This is a genomic window from Desulfurococcus sp. (assembly GCA_026626905.1).
Classification (GTDB): domain Archaea; phylum Thermoproteota; class Thermoprotei_A; order Sulfolobales; family Desulfurococcaceae; genus Desulfurococcus.
Genome location: JAPNUX010000004.1, coordinates 46,377 through 72,946, shown reverse-complemented (window position 1 = coordinate 72,946; position 26,570 = coordinate 46,377). Strand labels below are relative to the sequence as shown.

Below are 26,570 nucleotides of genomic sequence, written 5' to 3'. Positions count from 1 at the left end.
GGTATCTATCTGCCTGTAGATGTCTCAAATAATTGTTTTTCTCTCCCATTCTAATACAGCATTAATCTTAACGGCTGCAGAGAATGGGGTTACCGAGGGCATACTACCCTGAGCTCTCTCAACAATAAAGTATATTCGTGAGCTAGCCTGCTCCACGGTGAGAGGTATATTGAATGAAACAGACATTACATTCCTTCTCTCGTATATTGCTGTGTAGGGCTTACCATTAATCCAGTTCTGATAGTCGGCTTCACTCATAATATAGAAGTTGAATGGGATGCTCCCCTCTCCCTCAGCCTCACCAATCAACCTGATATCTCTGACCTCTCCACCGCCAAGTTTAGAGCCGGCATCAATTGAGATGTAAGCTGAACACTCTCTACTCGAGCTTTCTTCAACCCCGCACTTATACCAGTTATCGAGAGGTGGAGCACGTAGTGTTACCCCGTTAACTAGGTCTACTCTTTCATGAATCCAGCCTGGCTGGGTAGCAAGAGCGGGTGCTATATGCTGGACTATGATTAACACTATAAGCATCGACGCTAACACTACTCCTGCAACAGCTAAAGCAGCTACTCTCCTCATCTCCGCCACCTATACTACCTTATTTATACCACTGTTCAGTGGAACTCACTAGTGATGTGTTGGATGCCTTGCTACTAGTATACGATATAATAGGTTTATAAAGACTACACCCATGATTTAGTATCCACCAAACTAGAGACTATATTCTAACTTTTACTTTCATATTTAGCTTGTAATGTATTCGTTATACCAATTTAATTATTCATTAATAATCATCTAATCAGGTTCTAAGGTCTCGCTAATCCTTCTAAAACTTTCTGGAAGCTTTGTTGCTCGAGTATTTAACTATGGGCTGTCTTAATCAAGTCTTGTACTTCAATCTTTTTATTATAGCAGTATTATTTCAATTAGATCCCCTGTCTTCAAGCCTAGCTTCTTTCTCAAGTGGTGTGCTGAGATTACTTCAATAATGCTAGGGGGATGGCGGGTTACTACTGGTTTAACAATGTATACTGGGATATCTTTAATTAGGGCTTTAACTGCGAGAAGGCCTCCAAGTCCTTGTTTAGGTGGTTTAATCTCTACGTAGTTAAGTTCCTTGAAGTCTAGTCTGGGTGGGTCCACGAGCTCCACGTTAAGTGTGCCTGGGTAGGGAGTTATCCCGAGTGTTTTCTCGATTATGCTACTGTAGAGTTTAACATACCAGCCTCCTTCTCCTAGGCCGTCGACTACCCTACCTTTAACTACCTTCATGGCTTCTCCCGCTTGTGATACTATAATTCGTGCAGTCTCCTGTTTTAATCCCCGCTATACTTCTAGAGAAAGCATGGTAGCTTACCTCTAAAACCCGTAGCCTCTTGTTAGGGGCTTGGCAGACGGGATAAAACAGAGCTGGGTAGTCTAGTGTAGCTCAACTATCTCCTCGAGGACTGGGATAGTGTACTCTAAGCCTAGTTTCACAAGGGTTTCCCTTCTTGGGACACCATTGTGATCCCAGCCGCGCTTCCTGTAGTAGGCGTCCAGCATGGCTTCATATCTAGCTGGGTCTAAGCGGTGGCCTGCGTAGGGTCCTTTAGTGAGCGGGTGCTTAAACCAGCGTGGCGGCGGGTAGTCCATTGCACGGCTCCATCCTCTATGCTCGCGTATCCAGAAGGCTCTGATCAGCGTGTATACCCTGCTAGCTATAGTCTTAAAGTCCTCGAGGCTCCACTCTAACCCGGTTACAGCTGAAAGCATCTTAGGGTAGTACTCGAGGTCTAATCCTAGTTCAACCCACGGGAACCTGCATGTAGTGAGAGCCTCGAACATTCCTCCCCTAATATCTTGAAGGCTGATTAACCGGTCTACTTTATCCTCGCTATAGGAGGATCTATCAGTTCTAACCTCGTAGCTTATAATCCAGGCATCCTTATGGTGGGCTCCAATAGGTGAGGTGGCGTAGGCTAAAGCCATCCCAGGTGTCGTATGACAGTTGTAGGCTGAAACCTCTAATCCCTTGACGTGCATAGCGAAATCTAGTGCCTCACTCTTGAGACTCCAGGACATCCTCATAACACCCTCAGCTAGGAATGAGCCGAGCCCCCGTCTGTAAGCTGTATCCACTACGAGCTCTCTGATAGCCTTGAAGTCACCCCATTCAACTCTCTCTTCTACAAGCCCTCTCTCACTAGCCTCCATGTAGAAGCCTATGGAGTTCCCTAGGCTTATAGTATCCATGCCTAGCTTATCAGCCAGCTTGTTTAACTCGCCGACACGCTTCAGGTTGTCTAGCAGGATATTGCTTCCCAGCATTGCAACATTCTCGTAGTCTAGCTCGCTCTCCTCGCCTACATCATCTAGAATAACGTTACCGCACTGCATGTTGCAGAATGTGCATCCTCTTCTACCAGTCTTAAGCTTCTCCATTAGGTCGCCGCTAATGGAGTCGTAGAGTTCCCAGACCCCTTCTCTAAAGTTCATTGTTGGTAGAACACTATTCTGATTACTCCACTGTATTGTAGCCATCGTCCCCTGTCTAATCCAGTAGTTGTAGCCCTCGCTCCCCAGTATCTTCTTGTAGGCTTCCTCGGAGACCTTTCTTAGAGAACTCCAGTCTGCTACGAGAGGCTCCTTAGACCCCTTAACAACAATAGCCTTCAGCTTCTTGCTCCCCATTACAGCACCTATACCTGGACGCCCCCCGCTCCTTCCTTTCTGCGATATTACTGTAGCATACCTAACAGTGTTCTCTCCAGCTGGCCCGATCTCCAGTATACCTACACTCCTCCCGTGCTCTCTAACAAGCTTATCTTCTGTTGTAAAAGTGTCGAGGCCCCATAAGTCCTCGGCACTCTTAAACTCTACTCTACCATCCTCGATGTAAAGGTATACAGGCTTCCTTGCAGCCCCTAAGACTACTAGTGCATCGTAGCCGGTACGCTTTAAGTGGTAGCTGGCTATGGAGCCGATGTTGCCGTCACCATACCCATTGGTTAACGGGCTCTTAGAGGCTACAACAAGCTTCCCACTACTCGGTACAGGCATACCTGAGAGAGGCCCAGAGGCTACAATTAGAGCATTGTATGGTGATAGAGGGTCAACGCCCGGTGGAATGAGATCCCATAGTAGCTTTACAGCTAGACCACGGCCACCCACGTACAGCGCGTATACTGAGGCGTCAAGATGTAATTCTCTAACCTTCTCTCTAGATAAGTCGACTACTAGAACTCTACCCCACCAGCCGTACATATACATCACAATAATATATTTCAGTAGATGCGAGCTATATTAATGCTTTCAGCACTCAACTCCTCCCAGGATAACCATGGCTCTCGCAGTTAAGCTAGCTTACTCTACTTTCACGTAGTCTAATTCTAGTCTTGCAGGAGCCCTGTTCTCATGCGTGACATGCCTGTAGACTCTAGCATAGTCATTCTTTAATGGCGTGAAGACAGCGTTATCAATCCATGCGTCAACTCTAAATCTCTCGCTTCCCGATGGTTCTTCAACTCTAGCTAGTAGCTCGCCGTCAACCAGGAACTCTACTCTTCCACTAGACCACTCCACTCTGTATACATGCCATGACTCCAAGTCTAGATCTGGTTTCACGGGCTTCAGAGATGTGAATTTTATGGGTAGAAGAGGTTTTAGTAGTCGTGCACCAAGCTTCACGGCCAACGGGGGACCCGTAAAGTATTTTATCGGCGTGAACACTCTGCCAGCTTGAATGTAGAAGCCGTTGAGAGGATAACTTGGATCAACACTCCTCAGGTAGATAAACCATAATGGCATACTTCTATCAATAACCATGCTGTAATTCCAGAAGCCGACACCCCAGGAGCCGTAGTGGCTGCCCCTATACCTGGCTTTAAACTCAATGCTGTGACCCCACCACCTCAAGCAGTTGAAGTCGCCGTCACTTACCTCTGCGTTACTATAGTATAATGCTTCAGTAGGGCCAACCTCGAGTATCAGTAAACTGTTCTCAACTGTAATCTTATGGACTCCATCACCTCTTAGAAGCCAGTACTCAGTAATCTCCTCGAAGTCATCTGTGAAAGGAGTCCCTCGCTCAAGGCAACGGTATGTAGGGTGTATGCCACCAGTAGAGGATCGCTCTAGTGGATTATGCGAAGTCCCCACTACTACCACCAGGTATGATGCTAGTAGAACCACTCGGTCTAAAACCTTAGGGTGGCTATAATAGCTTACATAGCTATCCTAGCATATGAGGCTTCACCCTCTCTTCAACACCTCTCCGAGTGTCTCTGTCTAAAGCTACACTGATACCACTTAAAGCTGAAAGCTGGAGAATAATAAGGACGGCAAGCCTTACATGTAAAGCAGCGTGTAAGGCTACTTCAACCATAGACTTCGACTCCTCTCCTTAAATATAGCAAGGATCTTAAACCAATTGTAGAGCTGTGTGAAGTATTCTCTAGTTGAAGCCTTCGATACCAGCGATTTAAATAGCAACTGTAAGCTCTAGGTGGGTAGAGCGTGGTGGGTAGCAGATTAGAGCTTATTACCACGGTAGTTTTACAGTGGTTTAAGGAGATGAAAATCTGAAATAAAATTAAGATAGAGGCTACAGCAGCCCTTAAACTATTCTCTCTCCTACTCTCCCGCTGGCGTCCTAGGCTTTATTTTCACTGTGAACTCTGATGTTTTTCCTCTCGGTGACACACCATGATAGTAGTTGAATATATTATGGCATTTCGGGCACTCTAATCTTACAACCGTGTAGAAGCGGAACCTCCACGGTTCTCTCAACTGCTTAAAGCTCGAGAGCTCCCCAGTATACCCGCAGAACGGGCATTTTACAGGCACTCCTGCCACCCCTGTGACAGTTTCTTAGCGTAGAGGCATATAAATAAAACGGCTACAAGAGTCTTCAGGATGGGCCCGCGGGGATTCGAACCCCGGGCCTCCCGGTTATCAGCCGGGCGCTCCACCAAGCTGAGCTACGGGCCCTGAGATATTTCAATGGGTTTTAGAAGACTTAAAAGCTTTTCAATCATTGCTACACATACTTCTAGCGTGACTGCAGCTTCTCGAGTATCCTGGTTAAGTCTTTCAGGACTACTGCTATATGCTCTCCTTTCTCGTAGACTACTTCCCCGTTAACTAGCACTATATCTGGTGGCATGAAACGGGAGAGAGTGGACCAGTAGCCTGCTTCGCTCTCTATAATTGATGCTTTCAGCGGGTTCCTTAAGTCAACCACTTGTATGTCTGCTGGTGAGCCAGCCTCTATGAAGCCTGTGCTCTCCCCTGTAATCCTGTAGGGTTCTGTGAGAAGCCTGTAGAATCCTCTTGAATCCATGCTATCTATGAATGCTGCGAGAACCTGGAGGGTTGAGCCAGCCCCCCTTAAATCCAGTATTCTACAGGATGGCTTAAGTGAGCGTGGAGTACAGACTACATCACTATAGTATCCGAGAACGCTATCCCTGAAGCTTAAGACACTGTTCTCCAGCTCGAAGATATACCCTGTGGTATCGCTTAGAACCCCCCTGCTACTTACAACAGCTACTTTAACTCCAAGCCTTCTTGCAACACTTAATACTACCTCGGCGTGCCGGGTGAATGCTATAGGCATTGTCACACCACTAGCTATAGCATTAGCGAAGCCTGCTTCAGCAAGCATTTCTACTTCACTACGTGATAGAATTGAGGTGTCCTTCACCCCTAGCATTCTCAGCGGGAACTCAACTATATCCACTATAGCGCTGAAGCCGTGGAGAGCTAACCCCCACCCCTGGAAATCGTATTGGAGCTCGCTTAACTCGTGTTCAGGTTCTATACTGCTACCGGTGAAGCCTACCCTCCCGTTCTCAACGAATATGTATCCTTTTACAACTTCTTCTCTAGTGGGAAACCATAGGTTGCCTAGTAGTACTCTCACTCCACTAGCCACAGGTTTCACACTCCATGCTAGTGTTTAAGCTAGAGGCCCTCAGATAGCCTGTTCTTCACCACTATCTGATTATCCGCTGTACTTCATCGGGCACTAATTTCTAAAGTATTATACGTTCTTTTAAACAGTAGCGTTTACCTCTAGCAGCATGTAAATAACCCGGTCTTATCATTCCTACACTACGCCGGGGATGAGTATCGACGGGCGGCCTGAAGAGTGATGAACCATTGTAGCTCTAGGACCCGGTGTAGGTGGGGGTGGTGGAGGTGGGTGGGAGGCTTATAGTTCTAGCATCAGACTTCGGGTATAGAGACCCCTATGTTGGCGTTATGAAGGGCGTGATAAAAAGCATTAATCCTGAAGCTGAAGTAGTAGATTTAACACACGGTATCACAAGGCATAGTATTCTCGAGGCAGCCGTAATACTGTTGGTTTCAGCAGGGTACTTCCCTAGGGACACTATATTCGTGGTTGTAGTAGACCCGGGTGTAGGTAGCAGTAGGAGAGCTATAGCAGTGGAAACCAGTAACTACGTGCTCATCGGGCCTGACAATGGTTCTCTAAGCCTACTAGCCTTAAAGGATGGAGTTAGAAGAGTCTTCGATATCTCGAACTCCAAGTACAGGTTGAGCAGTGTATCGCATACATTCCATGGGCGGGATATTTTCGCTCCGGTAGCAGCATGGATTAGCCGTGGTGTACCCTTAGAGGAGATTGGTGTTGAAGTCCCGGCAAGCTCTCTCACAGTGCTCAAGCTGAGTGAGCCGCGAATAGTCAACCAGGATACTGTTGAAGCAAGCATCCTTTACGTAGATGTCTACGGTAATATTATGACTAATGTGGACAGCATGTTAGCCGGCAGAATGGGCTTTAAGATAGGTGAGAAGCTAGAGATAACAGTTGAACCTGATACGAGAGGCGAGTGCACGTATACCACTAGCTTCAGCCTAGTAGAGCCAGGCAAGTTAGCATGCTACATGAATTCATGGGGATACCTTGAGATAGCTGTCTCCATGGGTGACGCTTCTAGAATCCTAGGGATTGAAGCAGGTGGAAGGGTAACTATCAGGAGGTTAAGAGGGTCTTCTAGCCCCCACGTTTAAAAAGGTGGTAAGTGATTGTAGAGCCTTCATGGTGGTTTCATCATGCCTAGAACTAAGGCGGTTGAAATACGCTCTTTTACCAAGCGTTTCGGCAACTTCACGGCGGTTGATAACTTAAACCTCGACATATACGATGGAGAGATATTCGGGTTACTGGGGCCTAATGGATCCGGTAAAACCACGACACTACTTACAATTGCAACGGTGTACAAGCCTACAAGCGGGGATATCTACGTCTACGGGCACAGCGTTCTAAGAGAAGACTACGAGGTTAGAAAACTTATAGGGATAGCATTCCAGGATCCTAAGGCGTTATGGGTTGACAAACCCTACGACTTATTAATGTGGCATGCAAGAGTAGTCGGGTACTCTAGTGAAGACGCTAGAAGAGTTGTTAGAGAAGTCATGGAGGCTCTAGGACTCTGGGAGCATAGAAGTAAGTACTTCTACCAGCTGAGCGGGGGGACACGTAAGAAGGTTGAGCTAGCTAAAATACTCATCCAAAAACCCAAGCTGGCAATACTAGACGAGCCGACAGCCCAGGTAGACGTTCTAGCTAAGCACGCTTTATGGGATACTATTGAGAAGCTGAGAGAGGAGGGTACAACAGTCATTCTAGCAACAAACGATATGTTCGAGGCTGAAAGAGTATGCGAGAGAATAGCAATAATGTACAAGGGGAAGCTGAGAGCCCTTGGAACAGTAGAAGAGTTAAAGGATCTAGTGCCTGGAGGCGACGTCGTCGAAGTATACGTTGAAGACGCCAAGATACCAGGGAATGTTCTAGAGGAGCTGGGAAACTACGGTAAAGTGAGATTTGAGAACGGCTTACTGAGACTATACCTCGAGAAAGGAGAGGAGAAGGCTATTCAAATAATAGATGTGCTTAGACACTACAATATACCTGTCTCAAAGCTCATGATTAAAGAGCCGTCACTAGACGATGTCTTCACTTATCTAACCGGAGCGAGGCTGAGAGAGGAGTAGCAATGCCTGGGAGACTGACCAGCCTACTCCACGTCATGGAGTGGGATTTAAGGAGGCTTTGGAGCGAGAAAGTCTTTGTGACAATGAGGTTCACGTGGTTTGCTATACAAGTACTAGTATTCGCTAGAGCAATATCTCTTATAGTCTCCAGCAGGATGGTGGCAGGCGTAAACTACTATGACTTCTACCTGCTTGGAATATACGTTTCAGCACTCTACTCTGTCAGCATATCGAGAGGCTACGTGATAGCTGACGAATTCGATGACGGCTTAGTAGAATATCATTTATCGCTCCCCATTGAGAGATGGATTCTCGTGCTAGGGAGAATACTGGGAAGCTCGCTTTCAGCCTTAGTGTTCACTATCCCCATGATGCTGGTAGTAGTGCTGGCAATAGGCTACGTAAACCCCTTCAGCCTGCTGACCTCGATACTAATGGCGTACGTTTTCTCCATTGGTGTTGTCAGCCTGGTAATCACTGTGGTAATGAGAATGAAGTCAACCGATATAACAGACATATTATTTGGGACTATTGACGCAATCCTCGTGAGGCTCAGCAGTATCTTCTACCCGCTTCCAGTAATAGAGGCTTCAGGTCTAATAGCATACTATTATGCAGCCCTTGCAAACCCCATTTCGAGTATAGCGGACTTCCTGAGGCTACTCCTCCTTCCAGAGTATACTCTGTACGCTATGTCACCTCAAGCACTAGTAATATACATACTGGGCTTCAGCATGGGGCTCGCTGTCTTGGCTATAGAGTACTATGCTAGGAAACTGGAGGCCGGGGGGTGGAAGTAATGCTCGAGGATCTCAGAGAGATGATTATAATTGCCCGCAGGGATCTAGCGAGGTTCTGGAACTACAAGTTCTGGCTTGCCGGGCAGGTAGCAATGAATCTAGCTGACATAGTGATCTTCGGGTTGATATTCAGGGGTATTGTAAACCCGAAGTATATCCCAGACTACATTAAATTCATTACTCCAGGGATACTCGGGTTATCCATATTCATCTCCTCGTTCAGTATCGGCAGAGAGGTGGGTGTTGAGCTTAGAAGAGAGGTTACACTATACCTTGTATCCCTCCCAGTAAAGAGGAGCGTGCTTGTAGCAGGCCGTATGCTGGGTGGAATGTTAAGAGGGCTGATATATCAGGCTGGATTCCTTGTTTTCGCAGCACTATTAATGGGTTTCCCATCCCCCTTGAAATGGCTGTTCATAGCCTACACTAGTATCACTCTATCAGCACTAATGGCCAGCCTTTCAATCTCGCTTTCAACTGTCACAAGAGACTTTAATCTGCAGGCTACAATTAGATCTCTAACCTACAATCTACTCTTCCTAGTCTCCAATGTCTTCTTTCCCGAGCAGGTTGTAAAGGCTAGACTAGGCTTTGCAGCCCCTCTAGTCTACTATTCACCGTTATCAATGGCTACATCAATGTATAGATGGGGGTTCGGCTACTACGAGAGCGTGGACTTATTCTTCAACACTATAGGTTTACTCGTATGGACGATTACGGTGTTGATTGCAGCCTACAAGCTCTACATGAGGAACCTCATAGGGTGAAAGCAGCTTGAGGTACTGCTACCTGCCCTTCCTCTCAATTGCAATCCCGCTGGTATTTATCGTTGTAGCCTCAGTTCTCTCAGGCTGGTTTAATCCTTTAAGTAATGCTTTAAGCGACCTAGGCCACTCGGAGAAGAGTAGCGTGGCAGCAGTCTTTAACACGGGAGTCGTCTTAGGCGGCCTGCTAGCTTATACTGTTGCTTTAACATCTCGTTCAACCCGTAGATCGTATAATGCTATTCTCGTCTTTACATCAGTATCCCTGGTCTTTGTTGGTGTATTCAATGAAGCCTACGGTTGGCTTCACCTTGCTGCCTCAATACTATTCTTCATGGGGACAGCATTCTTTCTAGCCTGGATGGTGGTTGTCGAGGAGGGTCCAGCTGTTAAAGCGCTATCCCTAGTAGCCCTGCTTGTAGGGCTGGCTGCATGGATTCTTCACTTAGCCTACAAGATTCCACGTGGAGCAGCAGTCCCCGAGCTAGTATCTATTGCATGCTTCACTATCCCCTACCTCTACACTTATGCTTTTAAAAATCCAGGATGCAGGTAGTAGATTGTAAAGGGTGGTTTAAGTGTCTGAGCGCAAGAAGACTACTCCACAGCCGGCTCCAAGTAGCAGGGAGTCTAAGGCGAATATATTCGAGCCTAGAGGAGACTTACTGAAGAGGATACAGGCTAGTGTATCCAGAGGAGAGGTAAAGTACTATACTCCCTACACGTTGGCTCAGGAGCTAAACATAAGAATTAGCACAGCGAGAAAGATACTCCGCGAGGCTGCAAGGAAAGGTATTCTTAAATTGTACAGCGGTGGGAGGAGAGCACCAGTATACATTCCCGCCCAGCACTCTAGCTCCAAGTAGGCTTCCAGCAGGATATTCAAGCATACCTTTAAGCCTACCAAGCAGCAGGGTCTTCTATCCCGCAGCGCCTCCAGCAGTTTTCGCAAGCAGGGTTCATTAACACCATTTGCTCATAATATAGCTCTGAGAGTGGTTGAATGAGTATACTCGAGAAGCTTAACATGAAGCCTTTCACAGTGGTAGGCCATAGAGGTGCCGGTGGCATAGCACCTGAGAACACGCTTAAAGCTGTTGAAGCTGGTGTAAAAGCTGGAGCCGACATCGTGGAGATTGATGTAAGAGCCACCAGGGATGGCAGGATAGTAGTCTTCCATGACGCTAACCTTAAGCGTCTAGCAGGTGTTGAGAGAAGCATTAGGGATGTAGACTTCGAGTGGCTTCGAAGCAACGTGAGGATTAATGGCGAGGTAATCCCTCTGCTAGAGGAAGTCTTAGAGCTAGTTGATGGGAGAGCCGGGGTATTCATTGAAGTCAAGGAGGCTGAGGCAACTAAGAGAACAGTAGAGCTCATCGAGTTCTACAAGGCTTTAAGCAATGTAGCCGTAATAAGCTTCCTGGAGGAAGTTCTAGTTGAAGTTAGAAGACTCAACCCCTCTGTGGCTACAGGCTTAATATACTACATGCCTCTCGGTAAGATCACTAGAGCTAGAGAGCTGGGTGCAAGCATAGTCCTCCCCTACTACAGGATTGCTACTGCTAGGGCTAACAGGCTTGCACGCAAACTGGGTTTAAAGGTTGTCGCCTGGACGATCAATAACCCCAGCGACATGGTGAAAGCATATAAGGCAGGCGTCGACGGGATAGCTACAGACTACCCTGATAGAGCAGTCGAGCTGCGAAGAAGTCTTACTAGAGGGCTCTGAGAGCACGTATCAAGTCTACTGTGAGCTCTCCACTAATCTATATGTCTTTCTACACCATTTTATTCTCATATTAGCATCGATAGGTATTGTTGGTAAACTACAATACTATATGAGGGAATTGCTTAGATCACATGCTAGTTAATTTAGGGAATTATTTATCGATGGTGAATTAGGTGTCTAAGCCTCGCTGTAAGGGAACTTGTTGATATTTCCGTAAGGTTGCATCCAGATCTTACTAGATAGTTTACTTTGTCTAGTTCTCTTTCAGTGAGCTCGATCTTTTCACCGCTACACATTAATGTTAATTTAATTGTATTTTCCATTTCTATCTTTCCAATTATTTCTCCATTTATCATAACAATCGCTGTATAGTTGTTTAGAGAGGGCTCTATATGTGTTGTCATAAGCATAGTTATGTGCTCCCTAGCTATGTTGTTTAATAGGTCATCTATAACTAGCTTTGTTTCAAGATCTATGTTAGCATATGGTTCATCAAGTATTAGCAATCTAGGTTTACATAGGAGGGAGGCTGCTAATAGAACTCTTCTCTTATAGCCTTGGGAGAGAGCCTTTAATTTATATCTCCTGTACTTTACTAGGTTGAACTGATCTAATACATCTTCATACCCGTAGCATCCCTTAATACTTGATACATAGTCTAGATAGTCTTCAACCCTCATCCCTTGGATGAGAGTTGTTTTCTCGGGGAGATACCCTATATTTCTTCTCATCTCATCGAATTTCCTACTTGATGGGTCTATACCGAATACCTTGACTACTCCACTATCCCTTCCCGTCAGCCCCAGCAATATTTTTATCAGAGTAGTTTTACCTGAACCATTTGGTCCTACAATAACTACTCGACTACCCTCTGATATACTGAGACTAATATTCTTCAACACTATGCTACCAGCATATTTCTTCACAACATTCTCCATTACAACTACCATAGTACTCGCCTTACAGTTATATTAGCAGTTTCACCCAGCAAGTACAAATCTCCATGTAAAACTACGCGGAACACGATATATACTGTCCTACTACCAGCACTGATCGTTCTAGAGGAATTACATGTCAATATGAAGCTTTGAATACTGGAGTCTTGAATTACCGTCACATTAATACTAGCATTTACTCCGCAAGACATACTGATAATTATGGGTGAACCTAGGGGATTATAGAGGGTTAAACCACCAGTATACCCATCATACAACGGTATGTGGAAAACTACGGGTCGAATATAATATGAGAACCCAAAGCCTAACGGAGCAATTAATGATAGCAATACTATTACTACTCGAAGCACAAACATAACTTTCCCCCATACACTAGTAAAGCTCCCTCCTTACGAGCTCTTTATAGGAAACCACTAGTAGAGCAATAACCCATAAGCAGTACATCACTATGTAGTATTTATACTCAGAAACAATGTTATTGATACCAGCATATTCTAGTCCACGAATAAATGGTGAAATATAGAATATCATATCCGGGTAAGTAATGAATACGATGAAAACGGATAGCCCGACCATCAGAGATAAGAAGGGATTACTCAACAAGATAAAAAACACTAGAACGATAAGAGATATTATGAATAGTGAGCTGAAAATAGACAGAATACTTATAGCAAGCTCCAGGGTAGAGAACCCCTTAGTGAAAATAGCATATGGTGCACCAACAGCCACTGCTAGAAGTAAATCAGCAGTAGTAACCATGTATAGCATGTATTGGAAAACCTTCTCTTTCCAATAAGCGTGATTATCTGCAGTGTTTCCTCCGGGTTAAAGTTTGCTAAGATAATTAAGGATGCCATAGCTTGTAAAATAATGGTTAGAGGTATGATAACCCCTATAACCTCATGGTATACTTTAGAAATATAGAAGCTTTCATAAATCACGGATAACTCGTTATAATTTCTAGAAATACCTCTAACTATCGCGTCATGTACAGCATCCGGAAATACACCGTAATCGAAGAATTGTAGATATACATCATACGATGAACCCATTACATTGCTCACACTACTAAATGATATTGCATCACTTTTTAGCGAGTAATACGTGTATACCGTGATAAACGATGCCACAAATACTATTAGAGAAAAATAAATAGGTATACTCGCGGAAAACTATTTCAACATTTCCTACCTCCTCCTTAAAACATAGTATGCTGTCAATACTATAGGCAATACAATAACCGCGATAAACAATAGCATTTGCTTAACATCTATTGCGACAGGGCCTTCAGGACTATAATAGCCTATATCAATACTATAAGGGTCAACATTTTCATCATATTTCACATCCCCCCAAAACAATATCCATAGATACCTGCCATTACTCAATTCAAGCTTTAAAATAGCGCCCCAGAACCTCAGTGGATAAACCCATCTATAATCAACTACCTTCCCATCAGGATTATATAGAAGACTAAGATTCTTATATAGAAATGTGAATGAGATATACCTTTCTTTCGAAGGAGCATATGTTATACTCTCTGTTACATTCTCATGTTTTATGACCACGCGGAGGGCGAGATCATCGTAAAAATCGAAAAGATCCATATCCTTATATCTCGGTTCCATGTATTCAGTGAAAACTCCTTGATTCATTATTTTGCTAATAGATGATGTTAGGCTGATAAACCTGTTTGAGCGAGCATAAGCTGTGATGTAGCTATAATTAGTAACGTGTCCTAGGATTTTTCAGTAACAATCTCCATCTTAAACTCTAATGGGATACCGTAAAGTATTGGAGTAAATTTTTATCATATACTTCTTTAACCTCTATAGCATTTCTGGGATAAACAATGTATAGCTGGGAGAAACCAATCGTTTCATTACTAGATACAGCAGTATTATTTATTATCATATCATATATGTTAAGCTAGCTTCTATACTACCATTAAAGTTTTCTGGAAATAGAGGAGGATATCGAACTAGCACCTCATAGCCTGAAAGATTATGTTTAAAAATATCTGATAGGGTGGAATTCATATACATTATTATGGACGACATGTTTAACATGGACGGTGCCGTTAAGCCTCATAATTAAAGGTATATTATGGAGCACGCAGGGCCCAACAGGTATACTAACCCAGTACCATCCATCAGATCCAATACTATAAGTGATCGGCTTCTCGCCTGCAATCTCACTACAATTGTAAAGTACACGGATACCTTCAGCATTAAAGCTTTCATTAACTCCAATTTTTCTCAGTAAGTTCTGAATATAGCTATGATCCATAGAGTAAACCTCTTCAACTCCTCTCAGTAATAGGTCAACAGTTATGGGTTCAAACGAGTTAACATCCTTGATGGGAATAGCGAACCCGTTCACGTAGTATACCAGTTCTTCACTATTACTAAAAGCCTGTATCCCTACACCACTAACTATTGGATAAATTAAAATGAGTAAAATAAAAAATAGAGCACATGCCAGTGAGCACACTATTCTTTTCAATTACTTCACCTAATATAATACCCTATGGACCTGTAATAATTTGCTTGGAGAATGGCAGTTCTATAGAACGATGTGGAAACTTAAACGTTCCATATGCGTTTACATTATACAGTCCTACTTCAACTTTTATTGCGTATTTCGTTAAACTGCTTGCTGAAGGGTCAATTTCAACTCTAAAACCAAGATCTTTAAGAGCACTAAATATACTGTATTGCATCATTTTCTCGACCTCTATCACAAGTGTTTGTGAATCCTTCGGAATATAAACCATGTCTGCTGACTCTGTTCTGCTTTATATCAATTGCCTGGGAAAACCATGATGGCTCGCTTCCTTTCAACAGTAGATGTTGGTATTGAAATTATTCATTTCCCTTAGAGCCTTAATGCTATACTAGAGGTGAAGTATTGGAATCTATTAGAGAAAGACCTAGAATAGACGTTATAGAGGCTCTTGAATACAGCTTTATGGTACACGATGAATTTAGGGAATAAAAGGTATTCATAGTAAGAAAAGCGAATATACAACCATCGAAAACTAGATAAGCTATTAGCATTGCTGAATAGGTTTCGAATGAGTAAACACATTATAATTCGGAAGGTAGTTTAATGAAGAGGTATAGTGTTAAGGCTACAGGAATTAAACTATAAAAACGCGGTAGTCAATAAGCACTACCCTGCTAGCGTGAAGGGCCCGGTCAAGAGCCGTAAGGCGGTGACGAGCCCAGGCCACAAGCAGCCCGTAGAGTGGCCCGGGTAGCTCAGCCTGGCAGAGCGCCGGGCTGTGGACACCCCTCCAGTGATAGTAGAGGAGGGGTAGTGGAAACCCGGAGGACCCGGGTTCAAATCCCGGCCCGGGCCCTTATAACTAGTTTAAGAACCCCCAACTACCCGTGTAAAGCCTGGCTAAGTGAGGCTTGATTCAACTATTTGTCACTGAGAACGCTATCCACTTGCATTCAAGAAGGCCGTGGCGTAGAAACCTGGGGGCAATGGCCGCTACAGTCTTCCTCTATTAGGAGAAATGGGGCCTCGGCTTTCTACTATTCTTCTCCTTAACGAATTCTACTAGTTTTTCAGTATTTCTACTTCTAACTAGCTCTCTGAAGTACTCGCGTTCAATACTTGAGAGTTTTAGCCATGGGAATGTCTGTATCAGTTTTTTAACTTGTGTTAACCCCAGGTATTTTCGTGTATACTCGCTATCAGAGTACTTGTATGTAGTCATGAATTCACTATCAGTTTTCTCCCTGAAGTACTCGAGTACTAGATTAAAGTAGTCTTTTAACAGTAGTTGTTCTTCAACTGTAAGCTGCGGCTCTATGAACACCTGGATAGGGTGTGTTCTATACTTTGCTTTAGTCACCAGTATTCCATCTACCCCGAAGACTTCTATTACCACGTAGAGGCCGGCTCTCCCTGCTGGATCCCCTGTATCAAGGGTTCTAGCGAAGAGAATATTTGATTTAATCTTCCTGTACAGCCTGTTGTTCACGTGTATTTTCATCCTCCTATACTCTCTACCGTTGAATGAGTTGGCGTCAATAACTTCGACTTCGAGGTCACCTTTATTCTCCTCTACTTCCTCAATGGTTAAATAAAATTCTACTTTAAGGGGGAGAACGGCTTGAAACTCGTTTACGAAGGCTTCAAACTCGTATCCAGCTCTATAATAGTATTTAGGGTCGAGCGTGTACACTCTCCTTCTAGCTGTCTTATCTATCTTAATGCCTTCGAATACGAGGACTTCATGCCCCGGCTTCTCTTTTCTCTCGAAGAAGCAGAGAGCGACATTCGTCCCTGTGTGCTCGAATATCCTTTTCTCGAAGATTACAGCCTTTTTAATAGTATAGTACTTCAGGAAGTCTCTTCTTATCTTATTTGAAACAGAGTAGCCGTATAGGAAGTTGGAGGGTATTATGTAGATCATTTTCTTGATTCCATGCCGTAGATCATTCATTAATGCGATTTGATAGAGATCCTGGTATCCTTCGTTAACCCCCTTAAAGTACTTTAAGTACCTCCATGCTTCCTTATGCTTCACAATGTAGCCGATATACAGGTATGGTGGATTCGTTATATGGTATACAGGTAGACCTTTATTGAGAATAAAGCTCGGGTAGTCTTCAAGAGTATCTCTCTGGAGAATATTCTGCGCGGCAACCTCTCTTGGAATCCCGTATTTCACCGCGTTCTCTACTGCTTTCTCCACCATTTCCTCCTGGATATCAAAGAGGAAAATATGCTTCCTGAAGAACTCTACTCTCCTATCCCCCGGGATGTGCTTTAATATTGGTAGTATGAGGCTTCCTTCTCCTGCAAAAAGATCAACCCATATGTAATCGTATAAGTAGTCTTTTATCTCTGGTAGAATGAACTCTTCGAAAACCTGAATAGGAGTTAAATGCTCCCCAAACAGCCTTCTCCTCGCATTCCGTGAGGCAGCATCCTCCATTCCTTAGAAACCTCGTCTCCTTCAAAATCTCTCCTTCAAATTATTAGATTGATCCTAGCCCTTCTATTGGGGCCCGATAAGTCGTTAGCTACATGCTACAAGGAGACGCTCACCCTAGGAGCTATAGCGTAGTGGATAACGTCTCCTTAGATAGCTGCGAAAACGAATAGCAAGTTGAAAGACGATAAGGAAACCTAGAGATAATTAGTCTCTTCTATCTTCCATTGCTTTATGTGGCTTCACCAATACCACTAGATTTAAAGTTGGAGCGGGAGAGAGTCCTGAGTCCTTGTAAACCGTTCCACCACAGTATACTTGAGTGCAGCAGTGGTACTCGAATACATTAAAGAGGAGTTGGAGAAAACCTGTAGAGGTAGCGTGGAGAAGATAGCAGTAGACGGCGTGGTATCCGTTATAGGCTTAGGTTACAGTCTAAGATTCCGTAGGCGTAAACCACTATATAATGCTATACTCCCGAGATCAATCATATATGCTGATTCGTCAAGCTGTAATATCCGTCTAGGTGAGCTGTGCACTACAGGTCTAGGGATGCTTAGACATCTAGGATTCAGCACAGTAATACCAGCACTTGTTCACGCCTAGAGTAGTATTTAGCCTCAACTATCACCATAGTCTTCAAGCTTAGTGTGCTTCTGGAGATCAGTCCTCCCAGCTTAACCTGGTTTACAAGTCCATATGTTCCCAGTAGTAGAACTATTTCTGCCTAGTGTTTTTATTATTGCTATCTACAGTTATTCATTCTAGTGACGCGGAAAACAATGCTAACTCGTGGTGTGTGATGAGTGGTAGTTACCCTAGGCTTCTGAAGCGTAGGGCTGAAGCTATGTTGAGGAATGCTATTAGACTCCTCGAGGAAGGAGAGTATGATCTCGCAGTTCTCAACGCTGAATACGCCGCCCAGCTGTACGTTAAAGCCGTACTCTACCAGTTAACTGGTGATGAGTGGAGAGGCCATAGTATCCGCTCGCTAGTCGGGGTTCCCGCGTACGCAGCTAGAGAAAACGGGCTGGATCAGCTTGCCGACAAGATATTTGACTTCATTAGGAGGAATAGGAGGATTCTAGCAGAGCTTGACGAAGCACACGTGCGAGCTGTCTATGGGGTATTCGAGTACACTAGGAGTCGAGCAGAGGCTATACTTGATTCTTCAAGGCAGGTTGTAAACTTAGTTAGAGAGATTGATAGAAATAGAATACTAGAATGAGGCTTTAAGATGACTAGGATTACCCCGCTACGCATACCAATGGAGTGGAGGAGGTATGCTAGAATAATATATGAAGCTGTAAAAGCTACTATACCTGAAGCCGAAGTCTACGTAGTAGGAGGTGCGCAGAAAACAGGCTAACTGTTATGAGTGATGTAGACATACTAGTAGTGATCCCCTCGAAGCCATCCTTTCAGCAGGCAGTTGAACTCAGAGAAAAAATCATGGAGAAAGCTGAGCAGCAGGGCCTGCCACTCTACGCTCCAGTAGAACTCCACATAGTAGGCAGAGAGAACCTAGAAGAGTATAGTAAGAGAGGCAGAATTATTCCAGCACTTTCAGTCTTTTCTAATACTTCTTCGTAAAGGAATCACAGCAGTAGAGAATTCTATTTAATGGTTGATCCTTCAATAAGCTTCACGGGTTTCCCAGGCTCTAAGATTAAAGATATAAAAACCCTTCAATTTTACGAGTATTATTGGGAATGAAAATGAGAAAAAAATCATAATAATAATTACAATAATTATGTTAAGTATGGTGTTAAGTATGGCTTTCATTTCATCGCATTATTCTAATATTAATAGTGCGTCTACTAAAAGCTTGCAATATAAAGTATGCAGTTCTAATCAGGGAAGATATTTCTCGATAATTGAATACTATAAGAGCCCTGTAGCTGAATTTTATTGTGGTAATGATTGTTCGCTTTCACTAATTGGAAGTCATAAGACCCATAGCGAGTTCATTACGGCTGAAATTCATTGTGGTGATTGCTCACTTTTTGCTTCACCCAACCTGTGGAATTCGGCATATGCTGACGGTAATGTTAATCTCACCTATAAAAACGGAGTTGTATATGCTAATGTTAATCTTTCGAATGTCATGAAAAAATCTCCAAGCATCCCAGTTGTCGGCTACCCTAAACTAGTATATGGTTATGAAGGATGGTGGTTCCCGCATGCAGGAACTATACAGAATCCTCACCTAGTATTACCGATGAAGGTAAGTGTCCTGCCTGATATTACTTCTATCCTCCGCTACTCGTTATGGGTAAAAGAAGGCTACATTCTCGATTTCTCTTATGACATTTGGTTGACTCAAAATCCGAATACCAAGCGTCTAGCTTTCCCGGACATCGAATTAATGATTTGGCTACACCACCAAGGTGAGGCTCTCCCACCCCCCTTCATAAAGATGGGGGAGGTACAAGTACCTATCTACGTGAATGGGAGTAGAACTACGTGGACGTTCACCGTGTACGTGCTACCTCATACTGGTTCTCCTACTGGTTGGATAGGAGTATACTATTTATCGAATAAGAACTTAGAAGGAGAAGTTAGCATCCCACTAACGTTCTTCATAAAAGATGAGTTCCGGTGGATAAATAAGGTATTCCCGGAAATAAATGAAAGCCAATACTACCTAAATTCCATTAATGTAGGAATGGAGTTCAACGACATTAATGGAAGAGTAGAACTCGGATACACCCTCTACGAGTGGTCAATGACAGTAGAGTACTGAACTCCCACCACCCCTAAAGGAATGTGAAGCAGTCAAAAAGACTGAAAGTGCTCTGGTAGAGAGGGGGCTGGGAGAGAGAAAAAGGCAGTTTACTGTGGAGATGGAGGGGGTGGCTGGGGGGCTGCAGCGGAAGGCGGCTTAATTGAGAAGAATGCGACAGCGGCAAGTATACATGCTATTAGAGTTAAGATTCCACCGATGACTATTATTGTTAAGACCGCGCCTATAAGCATTAGTAGTCCTGCAGTATCAAATAGCTTCTCCCCCGACTTCTCAGCGAGTAGTTTGAATGCTGTTCTATAGAATATGGCTCCAGAAATAGCAAACAACGTAATCATTATCCAGGCTAATATTAACACTCCTATTGATTCGGTAAGAATTGAGTATAATTCAGCAGGACTTAACTGTGAGTAGGTGCTATATGTAATTCTTCTCGCTATGGCTGTAGAGAACGCAAATCCCATAATTATACCAATATTATATCTCCAACAATGTTGATGATATAGCCGTAGAGAACACTGCTGAATATTGATTTTTCACCATAGATTTCAGAGAAACTCTTCATAGCTGATAACACTAGTATTAAACCCCAGTGATACTTATACTCCAGATACTCAAGAATAATACAATGTTCCAGGCGGAGAAGGGGACCCCGAAACTGAGTAGGATACCGAGCGGATTTAAGAGGAAGGCGTTATGGAAACTAATTACAGTTAGTATTGCTCCTATCCCGCCAATCATTTTACTTCGCTCGAACTCCCTCCCTACACTAGACAAGAGATACCATCCTCCATATAGTTATTCTTCTGGTAAGATAATATAAATATTTTTAACCGGTAAAAGTAAAAGTATAGAAGTCGTGCTTCACGGGTTTTTCCCCGTGGAGTGTTCTCAAAACTTCTCCTATACCTGTAATCAAAGGAGGGAGTTACAGGTAGAGGTTCTCGAAGAAGGCTTTACCTATGGTGGACTCCTAGTAGTGCTTAAATACTTCGAGATGAAGATTCGTTTAGATTTAGAGGATACTTCTCTTTAAGTTAGAGCTTGCGGTGTACTTCAATGAGTCTTATGAGAGAGCGTAAGCATGAGGAGGTAAGGAGGATCCTGCAAGACCTCCTCGTATACCTTGCCAGTGATATCGTTAAAATCACTCACACACCTCTTGCTAATCTCGCTGGGAACACTCTTAAAGAACTCCTCCGCGGAATGGTGCAATTCGAGGTTTACGTGTGTAGAGGTAGGAAGATTGTTGACATGGTATTCCACGGCAAGCTAATCGTGGAAATTAAGTCTCAGCCAGGTGAATTTGATGAAGCTTACTACAAGCTTCTCGAGGAGTATCTTCAATGCCCTGAGACAGTAACCGTGGAGTACGTTGTCATCACTAACTACGATTTATGGAGGATTTATAGGGTTGAACGCAGGGATAGCGCGCTTGAGCTGAAATCTATTGCTAAAGACGTAGAATTAGCGAGCGCGGTAGAGATTCTGAGAACACAGATTCTACCTAGTATTCTAGGGGGAGTTAAGCTTCCAGCTAGACCTGAAGTTGTAGGCAGGTTCTTTACTAGGAATATAGATGAGGCTGTAAGCACCTTGAAGGAAGTCTTCGAGAATGTAAGAGAGAATCCCGCGGTTAAACCCCTTTATGAAGCCTACAGGAAAATCCTAGAGGTGCTTTACGGTAGAGCCTCAGAGGAGTTTCTTGAAGACATGTTTATTAAGCATACACTAATGCATATGATAGTCCACGCTAGCCTCTCAAAGACTCTTGGAGTAAAGGGGGATCCTGTAGATGTCTGTAGTGGCATCCTGCTAGGCGTGGATGTAGCACTACCATACCTTAACTGGTGGAGGGTGGTATACAGTGATGAGTCAATGCCCCCCAGGCTACGGGAGAAGCTTGGAGAGGTAGCTGCAGGCATAGTCTTTAAAGCTAGCCTCATAGACTGGGAGCATAGTAGTATAGGGGAGGTTGAAGACGTCTTTAGATCCCTCTACGAGCTTCTAGTTGAGCCTGAGGTACGCAGGAAGATAGGCGAGTACTATACACCGCTATGGATAGTCGAGTACATGTTAAACGAGTTCAACTTGAAGGGTAAACTAGTCTTAGACCCCTTCTGCGGATCTGGAACATTCCTTGTGAAAGCCTTCTACAAGAAGATCATGGAGGGTGAGAGCCCGGAGGAAGCATATAAGAGCCTAGTAGGCTTTGATGTAAACCCGCTAGCAGTATCTATAGCTAGAGCCGAGCTTATAATAGCGTACTCGAGAGTAGCAGGCAGGACGCCTGACCAGCCTCCCCGAGTATACCATGCAGACGTCTTCTTAAGCTTCGCTAAGCGTAGAGAGCTTCCAACGCCGCCAGCTCCAGGCATGTGGGTTCCAGAGGTAGAGTCGTTATTCGATAGCGCCTGGAAGTACCTTGCTATCCTAGTAAACTTTAACTTAGCGCCAAGGCTTAAAGGAGCTAGTAGAGCTCTCCTAGAAGCGTTCAGCTGGATTGAGAAGGCTTTAACACTAGCTCTCTATAGAGCTTACGACTCGTGTACTCGAAACCAGTGTCTAGCGTGGAGTGAAAGCGAGGCTAGAAGCTATCTTGCAGAAGTAATAGATCGAGAGCTAGTAGAATATATTAGTGAGTACTCGAAGAACACCTTAGAGTTGAGCAGGCTTATAATGGATAGCTTTCTCAGGCATGCTAGAGAGTTAAAGCCTCCTCTAGCCTTAAGGCTTGCAGAACTCATCGCTAAGTACAAGGAGAGTGGTGAATGGGGTTTAGTAATAGCCTCAGTGTATGTGCCGCTAGCCCTACTAAACCTCAGGGTTGACTTGATATTAACTAATCCTCCCTGGATAAAGCTAACAGAGTTTAAAGCTTCTTACGCGGTAGAGCTTAGAAGATACCTCGGGGAGCTATTAGAGAAGCGCTTGAAGCTCGAGAAGAAAAATATTACTTCTATACTCAACGGCTCAGATGTAGCTACTGTAGCTCTCGCGATGGCTGTTAACACAGTGGATGAAGGAGTAGGCTTTGTAATGAATAGAGAGCAGGTATTCTACCATAAGGCTTCAATGCGAGCCGGCATACTAGCAGCATACGCGGTTCTAAAGGATTTTAACGGCGAGTTAAAGCTCGTGGATGTAGACTACGATGCCTTCCAGCACGGTATATATCCCGCGCTAGTCATAGCTAAAAAAGGTTTGAAGAAGGAGCCTGAGCTCCTCGTAGTCAGGCTCTCAAGCAGGTACAGAGAGAATTATACTAAGAGTCTAACTCTAAAACCAGATATACTTGAAATCCAGAAGCTTAATATAAGATACGAGGATTACGTGTCAACCCCCCTGTTATACTTTACTACGAGTAGCGGGGAGCTTGCAAGAGCGCTCAGCGTGGAGAAAGTTATCCCAATGGGCTTGTATATTAGAGGGCTTCTCGGAGGAGAGCTTAAAGAAGCCAGGAAGGGTAGATCCTACGCTGGCCTAGTTCTCAGCGAGCACAGGTACGCGGGAGGCGGCTTCGAGTTCAAGCTCTACGGGACAACATCAAAGCTGCGTGTACCTAGATTCTGGCTGGAGAACTACAGGGTAGGCGTCTACGAGCTTATCTACATGAGTGAGGTAAACCCGTTTAAACTAGCTAGAACACTACCAGTACTACTCTCTGAAGGCGGGCTTCAACCACTCAGAGAATTCCTGCATCATGCTTTAGAGTACAATAAGCATAGCATTAAGCTTGAGGATGAAGAGAAGATAAGAAGACTCCTCGAGGAGATAGCTCACCCAGGCAGACTAGAGTTAATGAAGCCTGAATCATACTACGTTGTATACAGAGCTAGTAGAGTATTCACGTCACTTGTAGTCAAGCCAGCCAGCAGGAATCTCGTTCTACACTCTACTGTAGCATCCATAGAGTGCAGGGAGGAAGATAAAGCATACTACTATGCAGCTGTACTCAACTACCTAGCATACAAAGCTATCACCGAGGGAAGAAGCTTCATACGCACTCAGTTCGCAAGGCCTCTTCTAGCAGTAGCTTTAAGCGGCTTAAGCTGGAGTAGCGTGAATAAGGATACAAGAATGAGAATTGCAGAGTTGAGTAGAGAGTTAAGCCGGAGGATAGAAGCTAGAGGATACTCAAATCAAGCCAGTGCATTAAAGCACATATACGATAAATACTCTGAGTTCAAGGAGATTGTTAGAATACTCGACGAGTACGTGGAGAAGCATAATAGTAGAGAAGCACTAGAAAAATCACTAGACCTAGTGTCCTTTCCTTTCAGTCTTTTCTTGATTGCTTCTACTCATTGAAGATGAGTTTATAAGTTTTTCGGCTAGCATTCAACGGGAGGATTTTCCACGAGCCCATAGAATGCTAACAACACTCTCATTGAAGAAAAGTTTAAAACTATTCAAGCATACAGAAGACTAGTTGAAAAACCCAGGTGGGAACCAGTTCAAAACAAGCAAAACTAAGATAGAACCCTCTCTACTTCACTCCTAGCTATAGGGTACCTGACATACGGGCAGAAAAGACATGTGCCAGTACAGAAGGGTATGTGGATGTATAAGGCTACTTCACGCTCTCTTAAGCTTCTGCTGATAGACTCAGCGGCCTCCTCGCTTGAAGCCCTCTCGAAGACAGCTTTGAAAGCCCTCTTAGCAATAAAACTCCATACACCGAAAGCGTTACTATCAAGCATAAGCATCTAGCCCTGAGCGTTAAAACGACTCGAGGACTTATAAGCCTGTAGCTGGATTCTTCACCCGCGAGTACTAACCCGTGGAGTAGCCGGGGTGATTTACAGGCTTAAGCCTTCACGTCACGCTTAAATCAAAGGCTTAGAGTATTTACTCTACTAGGTGCATGTCTTGCAGTCCCGTAGCCCAGTCTACACGTCAACCTATAGTATTGTCGCATACGATCCTAGCACAGGGGATCTAGGTGTAGCTGTAGCCTCAAAGTTCATTGCTGTCGGAGTTGTTGTACCCTGGGCTAAAGCTAGAACTGGTGCTATAGCAACACAAGCATACGCTAACGTCTCATATGGTCCGCGGGGACTAGAGCTCCTAGCTAGAGGCTATAGTGCCCGCCACGTGCTCGAGATGCTAGTCAGCGATGACCCGTTGAGAGAGATGAGGCAGGTGGGGATAGTTGACTCTCGTGGTGAGGCTGCAGCCTTCACTGGCAGCAAGTGCTACGAGTTCGCTGGCCACATAATAGGCGATGGCTATAGTGTTCAAGGGAATATTCTAGCTGGACCCCAGGTTCTAGAGGAGATGGCTAGAGCCTTCGAGAACACTAGTGGAGAACTCGTAGACAAGCTTATAGCTGCACTAGAAGCAGGAGAGAAGGCTGGTGGTGACAGGAGGGGTAAGCAGTCTGCTGCAATACTAGTTGTCAGAGAGAACGGCGGTTACGGAGGCTACACGGATAGATACGTTGACATTAGAGTAGACGACCACCCGGAGCCCGTGCAGGAGTTGAAGAGGATATTCAGGATATGGGAGCTAGTACTCCTCTCGAGAGAGAAGCCGGAGGATACAGTCTCTAAGAGCGACATTGAGGCTGTAAGAAGAATTCAGGCAGCTCTCAAGAAGCTAGGCTACTATAAAGGCGAGGTCACCGGGGCTTGGAGCGAGGAGACTGAGGCAGCGTTCACTACGTGGGCTCATGTAAACAATTTTGAGAATAAGCTGAGAAGCGATAACCGTATCTGGGGGACTGTATACAGGTTCCTTCTAGAGGTAGCAGGAGAAAAATAAGTCTATAGTGGTCTAGCTAGACTAATATCCAGTTATTTTTCACCCGCCTTGAGAATCCTCGTGAACTCTCTCATCCATGCCGGTATATCCGCTGGTATCCTAGCTGTCACAAGATTCCCGTCTACTACAACTGGTTGATCAATCCATTCTCCTCCAGCATTCACTACATCGTCTTTCACGCTTGGAGTACTAGTCAGCCTTCTACCCTTCAATACTCCAGCACTAATCAAGACTTGCGGGCCATGGCATATAGCTGCTACAGGCTTATTCTCCTGGATAAAGTATCTTACAATCCTCTTAACACTCTCATAATTCCTTATTCTCTCCGGGCCCCGGCCGCCTGGTAGAACCAGCGCGTCATACTCAGCGGGGTCCACCTCATCAAAAGTCTTATTAGACTCCACGCTATAGCCTACTTTACCTTTAATAGAACCACGGGTTGGTGCAGCTATAACAGTCTCGTAGCCCTCCTCCTGCAGGCGGTAAAGCGGGTATAGTAGCTCTATATCCTCGTATTCAGGTCCAATCAAGAAGAGGATTCTTCTAGCCATCTCTTAGACACCAGCTGGATATGAATATCTGGAAGACCTAATATAGCTTACACTAGTTAACTAGCTTCTCAACTCTAGCTACCTCTACTACTTCACCTGGGGGAACCCTTTCCCTTACAGTAGAATCCTAGAGTTTCCAGCAACCCAGTAAAACAATTGATGCTGGAAAGCCTCTCTTAAATGCAGCTTTAATATCCACCTTTTTCTTAGTGAACACTACGATTAATAGTATAACGGATATAATGATGGTAGGTGAGACTGGTTTCCAGTAATCTGGGGATGCAGCCACGA

The 26,570-nt window shown here is 44.3% G+C and carries 30 protein-coding genes and 2 tRNA genes; 16 read left to right on the top strand and 16 right to left on the bottom strand.

Annotation, left to right across the window (positions count from 1 at the left end; all coding sequences use genetic code 11):
- Positions 1-24: 24 nt before the first annotated feature.
- From OWQ48_04235 to OWQ48_04200, 8 genes are all read right to left on the bottom strand, one after another.
- Positions 25-585, bottom strand: a complete 561-nt coding sequence (locus OWQ48_04235) for a hypothetical protein (GenBank protein MCY0868422.1) — start codon at positions 583-585, stop codon at positions 25-27.
- A gap of 327 nt (positions 586-912) precedes the next feature.
- On the bottom strand, positions 913-1,278 hold the full coding sequence (locus OWQ48_04230; protein MCY0868421.1) for a CTP-dependent riboflavin kinase: 366 nt from the start codon (positions 1,276-1,278) through the stop codon (positions 913-915).
- A 147-nt stretch (positions 1,279-1,425) separates the two neighbouring features.
- Entirely contained in the window at positions 1,426-3,252 is a 1,827-nt protein-coding gene (locus OWQ48_04225) for an aldehyde ferredoxin oxidoreductase family protein (protein MCY0868420.1), read from the bottom strand.
- A 99-nt stretch (positions 3,253-3,351) separates the two neighbouring features.
- Positions 3,352-4,146, bottom strand: a complete 795-nt coding sequence (locus OWQ48_04220; protein ID MCY0868419.1) for a family 16 glycosylhydrolase — start codon at positions 4,144-4,146, stop codon at positions 3,352-3,354.
- Positions 4,147-4,219: 73 nt separating this feature from the next.
- Positions 4,220-4,372, bottom strand: coding sequence for a hypothetical protein (locus tag OWQ48_04215; GenBank protein ID MCY0868418.1), 153 nt, complete (start codon positions 4,370-4,372; stop codon positions 4,220-4,222).
- A gap of 248 nt (positions 4,373-4,620) precedes the next feature.
- Positions 4,621-4,833 (bottom strand): hypothetical protein, encoded by a 213-nt coding sequence (locus OWQ48_04210; GenBank protein ID MCY0868417.1) that lies wholly within the window; start codon positions 4,831-4,833, stop codon positions 4,621-4,623.
- A 70-nt stretch (positions 4,834-4,903) separates the two neighbouring features.
- A tRNA-Ile gene (locus tag OWQ48_04205) sits at positions 4,904-4,977 on the bottom strand.
- Between the two features lie 61 nt (positions 4,978-5,038).
- Positions 5,039-5,923: a hypothetical protein gene (locus OWQ48_04200; GenBank protein ID MCY0868416.1), complete on the bottom strand. Its 885-nt coding sequence runs from the start codon at positions 5,921-5,923 to the stop codon at positions 5,039-5,041.
- 266 nt (positions 5,924-6,189) lie between these two features.
- Between OWQ48_04200 and OWQ48_04195 the strand changes: the two genes are divergently transcribed.
- The 7 genes from OWQ48_04195 (at position 6,190) to OWQ48_04165 (ending at position 11,306) form a co-directional block, all read left to right on the top strand.
- Complete coding sequence (locus OWQ48_04195; protein MCY0868415.1) at positions 6,190-7,026, top strand: SAM-dependent chlorinase/fluorinase; 837 nt, start codon at positions 6,190-6,192, stop codon at positions 7,024-7,026.
- Positions 7,027-7,068: 42 nt separating this feature from the next.
- Positions 7,069-8,013, top strand: a complete 945-nt coding sequence (locus OWQ48_04190; GenBank protein MCY0868414.1) for an ABC transporter ATP-binding protein — start codon at positions 7,069-7,071, stop codon at positions 8,011-8,013.
- A gap of 2 nt (positions 8,014-8,015) precedes the next feature.
- Positions 8,016-8,813, top strand: coding sequence for an ABC transporter (locus OWQ48_04185; GenBank protein ID MCY0868413.1), 798 nt, complete (start codon positions 8,016-8,018; stop codon positions 8,811-8,813).
- Positions 8,813-9,580, top strand: a complete 768-nt coding sequence (locus OWQ48_04180; GenBank protein ID MCY0868412.1) for an ABC transporter permease — start codon at positions 8,813-8,815, stop codon at positions 9,578-9,580. The genes OWQ48_04185 and OWQ48_04180 overlap by 1 nt, the downstream gene beginning before the upstream one ends.
- 7 nt (positions 9,581-9,587) lie before the next feature.
- Positions 9,588-10,133 (top strand): DUF998 domain-containing protein, encoded by a 546-nt coding sequence (locus OWQ48_04175; GenBank protein ID MCY0868411.1) that lies wholly within the window; start codon positions 9,588-9,590, stop codon positions 10,131-10,133.
- A 22-nt stretch (positions 10,134-10,155) separates the two neighbouring features.
- The gene (locus tag OWQ48_04170; protein MCY0868410.1) at positions 10,156-10,443 is read left to right on the top strand and encodes a 30S ribosomal protein S25e; all 288 of its coding nucleotides are present in this window, start codon (positions 10,156-10,158) and stop codon (positions 10,441-10,443) included.
- Positions 10,444-10,580: 137 nt separating this feature from the next.
- Positions 10,581-11,306 (top strand): glycerophosphodiester phosphodiesterase, encoded by a 726-nt coding sequence (locus tag OWQ48_04165; protein ID MCY0868409.1) that lies wholly within the window; start codon positions 10,581-10,583, stop codon positions 11,304-11,306.
- A gap of 155 nt (positions 11,307-11,461) precedes the next feature.
- Here the strand turns inward: OWQ48_04165 and OWQ48_04160 are convergent, their stop codons facing one another.
- Positions 11,462-12,244 (bottom strand): ABC transporter ATP-binding protein, encoded by a 783-nt coding sequence (locus OWQ48_04160; protein ID MCY0868408.1) that lies wholly within the window; start codon positions 12,242-12,244, stop codon positions 11,462-11,464.
- Between the two features lie 562 nt (positions 12,245-12,806).
- On the opposite strand from OWQ48_04160, the gene OWQ48_04155 reads away from it, so the two are divergent.
- On the top strand, positions 12,807-13,058 hold the full coding sequence (locus OWQ48_04155; protein ID MCY0868407.1) for a hypothetical protein: 252 nt from the start codon (positions 12,807-12,809) through the stop codon (positions 13,056-13,058).
- A 391-nt stretch (positions 13,059-13,449) separates the two neighbouring features.
- Here the strand turns inward: OWQ48_04155 and OWQ48_04150 are convergent, their stop codons facing one another.
- The 3 genes from OWQ48_04150 to OWQ48_04140 form a co-directional block, all read right to left on the bottom strand.
- Complete coding sequence (locus OWQ48_04150; GenBank protein ID MCY0868406.1) at positions 13,450-13,917, bottom strand: hypothetical protein; 468 nt, start codon at positions 13,915-13,917, stop codon at positions 13,450-13,452.
- A gap of 355 nt (positions 13,918-14,272) precedes the next feature.
- Positions 14,273-14,644, bottom strand: coding sequence for a hypothetical protein (locus OWQ48_04145; GenBank protein MCY0868405.1), 372 nt, complete (start codon positions 14,642-14,644; stop codon positions 14,273-14,275).
- Between the two features lie 145 nt (positions 14,645-14,789).
- Positions 14,790-15,005: a hypothetical protein gene (locus tag OWQ48_04140; protein MCY0868404.1), complete on the bottom strand. Its 216-nt coding sequence runs from the start codon at positions 15,003-15,005 to the stop codon at positions 14,790-14,792.
- A 509-nt stretch (positions 15,006-15,514) separates the two neighbouring features.
- Here OWQ48_04140 and OWQ48_04135 point away from each other — a divergent pair.
- A tRNA-His gene (locus OWQ48_04135) sits at positions 15,515-15,625 on the top strand.
- Positions 15,626-15,779: 154 nt separating this feature from the next.
- Here the strand turns inward: OWQ48_04135 and OWQ48_04130 are convergent.
- Positions 15,780-17,219, bottom strand: a complete 1,440-nt coding sequence (locus OWQ48_04130) for an N-6 DNA methylase (protein ID MCY0868403.1) — start codon at positions 17,217-17,219, stop codon at positions 15,780-15,782.
- Positions 17,220-17,534: 315 nt separating this feature from the next.
- Between OWQ48_04130 and OWQ48_04125 the strand changes: the two genes are divergently transcribed.
- The 5 genes from OWQ48_04125 (at position 17,535) to OWQ48_04105 (ending at position 19,962) form a co-directional block, all read left to right on the top strand.
- Positions 17,535-17,822 (top strand): hypothetical protein, encoded by a 288-nt coding sequence (locus tag OWQ48_04125; GenBank protein MCY0868402.1) that lies wholly within the window; start codon positions 17,535-17,537, stop codon positions 17,820-17,822.
- 196 nt (positions 17,823-18,018) lie between these two features.
- Entirely contained in the window at positions 18,019-18,444 is a 426-nt protein-coding gene (locus OWQ48_04120) for a HEPN domain-containing protein (protein MCY0868401.1), read from the top strand.
- A gap of 9 nt (positions 18,445-18,453) precedes the next feature.
- Positions 18,454-18,585 carry a hypothetical protein gene (locus tag OWQ48_04115; GenBank protein ID MCY0868400.1) on the top strand — a complete coding sequence of 44 codons (132 nt, stop codon included), beginning with the start codon at positions 18,454-18,456 and terminating at the stop codon, positions 18,583-18,585.
- Between the two features lie 5 nt (positions 18,586-18,590).
- Positions 18,591-18,809, top strand: a complete 219-nt coding sequence (locus OWQ48_04110; GenBank protein MCY0868399.1) for a hypothetical protein — start codon at positions 18,591-18,593, stop codon at positions 18,807-18,809.
- Positions 18,810-18,978: 169 nt separating this feature from the next.
- Positions 18,979-19,962: a hypothetical protein gene (locus OWQ48_04105; GenBank protein ID MCY0868398.1), complete on the top strand. Its 984-nt coding sequence runs from the start codon at positions 18,979-18,981 to the stop codon at positions 19,960-19,962.
- An 89-nt stretch (positions 19,963-20,051) separates the two neighbouring features.
- Here OWQ48_04105 and OWQ48_04100 read toward each other — a convergent pair whose 3' ends face one another.
- Positions 20,052-20,426, bottom strand: a complete 375-nt coding sequence (locus tag OWQ48_04100) for a DUF996 domain-containing protein (GenBank protein ID MCY0868397.1) — start codon at positions 20,424-20,426, stop codon at positions 20,052-20,054.
- A 595-nt stretch (positions 20,427-21,021) separates the two neighbouring features.
- Between OWQ48_04100 and OWQ48_04095 the strand changes: the two genes are divergently transcribed.
- A complete protein-coding gene (locus tag OWQ48_04095; protein ID MCY0868396.1) occupies positions 21,022-24,273 on the top strand; it encodes an N-6 DNA methylase in 3,252 nt (1,083 codons plus the stop codon).
- Positions 24,274-24,434: 161 nt separating this feature from the next.
- Here OWQ48_04095 and OWQ48_04090 read toward each other — a convergent pair whose 3' ends face one another.
- Complete coding sequence (locus OWQ48_04090; protein MCY0868395.1) at positions 24,435-24,665, bottom strand: hypothetical protein; 231 nt, start codon at positions 24,663-24,665, stop codon at positions 24,435-24,437.
- A 169-nt stretch (positions 24,666-24,834) separates the two neighbouring features.
- On the opposite strand from OWQ48_04090, the gene OWQ48_04085 reads away from it, so the two are divergent.
- Positions 24,835-25,728: a DUF1028 domain-containing protein gene (locus OWQ48_04085; protein MCY0868394.1), complete on the top strand. Its 894-nt coding sequence runs from the start codon at positions 24,835-24,837 to the stop codon at positions 25,726-25,728.
- A gap of 32 nt (positions 25,729-25,760) precedes the next feature.
- Here OWQ48_04085 and OWQ48_04080 read toward each other — a convergent pair whose 3' ends face one another.
- Positions 25,761-26,279 (bottom strand): type 1 glutamine amidotransferase, encoded by a 519-nt coding sequence (locus tag OWQ48_04080; GenBank protein MCY0868393.1) that lies wholly within the window; start codon positions 26,277-26,279, stop codon positions 25,761-25,763.
- Between the last annotated feature and the right edge of the window lie 291 nt (positions 26,280-26,570).

Bases quoted from the DNA above. Each gene is read 5' to 3' on its own strand.
- OWQ48_04235 (MCY0868422.1), bottom strand. From the start codon at position 585: ATGAGGAGAGTAGCTGCTTTAGCTGTTGCAGGAGTAGTGTTAGCGTCG.
- OWQ48_04230 (MCY0868421.1), bottom strand. From the start codon at position 1,278: ATGAAGGTAGTTAAAGGTAGGGTAGTCGACGGCCTAGGAGAAGGAGGC.
- OWQ48_04225 (MCY0868420.1), bottom strand. From the start codon at position 3,252: ATGTACGGCTGGTGGGGTAGAGTTCTAGTAGTCGACTTATCTAGAGAG.
- OWQ48_04215 (MCY0868418.1), bottom strand. From the start codon at position 4,372: ATGGTTGAAGTAGCCTTACACGCTGCTTTACATGTAAGGCTTGCCGTC.
- OWQ48_04190 (MCY0868414.1), top strand. From the start codon at position 7,069: ATGCCTAGAACTAAGGCGGTTGAAATACGCTCTTTTACCAAGCGTTTC.
- OWQ48_04185 (MCY0868413.1), top strand. From the start codon at position 8,016: ATGCCTGGGAGACTGACCAGCCTACTCCACGTCATGGAGTGGGATTTA.
- OWQ48_04180 (MCY0868412.1), top strand. From the start codon at position 8,813: ATGCTCGAGGATCTCAGAGAGATGATTATAATTGCCCGCAGGGATCTA.
- OWQ48_04165 (MCY0868409.1), top strand. From the start codon at position 10,581: ATGAGTATACTCGAGAAGCTTAACATGAAGCCTTTCACAGTGGTAGGC.
- OWQ48_04160 (MCY0868408.1), bottom strand. From the start codon at position 12,244: ATGGAGAATGTTGTGAAGAAATATGCTGGTAGCATAGTGTTGAAGAAT.
- OWQ48_04155 (MCY0868407.1), top strand. From the start codon at position 12,807: ATGAATACGATGAAAACGGATAGCCCGACCATCAGAGATAAGAAGGGA.
- OWQ48_04150 (MCY0868406.1), bottom strand. From the start codon at position 13,917: ATGAATCAAGGAGTTTTCACTGAATACATGGAACCGAGATATAAGGAT.
- OWQ48_04130 (MCY0868403.1), bottom strand. From the start codon at position 17,219: ATGGAGGATGCTGCCTCACGGAATGCGAGGAGAAGGCTGTTTGGGGAG.
- OWQ48_04120 (MCY0868401.1), top strand. From the start codon at position 18,019: ATGAGTGGTAGTTACCCTAGGCTTCTGAAGCGTAGGGCTGAAGCTATG.
- OWQ48_04115 (MCY0868400.1), top strand. From the start codon at position 18,454: ATGACTAGGATTACCCCGCTACGCATACCAATGGAGTGGAGGAGGTAT.
- OWQ48_04110 (MCY0868399.1), top strand. From the start codon at position 18,591: ATGAGTGATGTAGACATACTAGTAGTGATCCCCTCGAAGCCATCCTTT.
- OWQ48_04105 (MCY0868398.1), top strand. From the start codon at position 18,979: ATGGTGTTAAGTATGGCTTTCATTTCATCGCATTATTCTAATATTAAT.
- OWQ48_04100 (MCY0868397.1), bottom strand. From the start codon at position 20,426: ATGGGATTTGCGTTCTCTACAGCCATAGCGAGAAGAATTACATATAGC.
- OWQ48_04095 (MCY0868396.1), top strand. From the start codon at position 21,022: ATGAGTCTTATGAGAGAGCGTAAGCATGAGGAGGTAAGGAGGATCCTG.
- OWQ48_04090 (MCY0868395.1), bottom strand. From the start codon at position 24,665: ATGCTTGATAGTAACGCTTTCGGTGTATGGAGTTTTATTGCTAAGAGG.
- OWQ48_04080 (MCY0868393.1), bottom strand. From the start codon at position 26,279: ATGGCTAGAAGAATCCTCTTCTTGATTGGACCTGAATACGAGGATATA.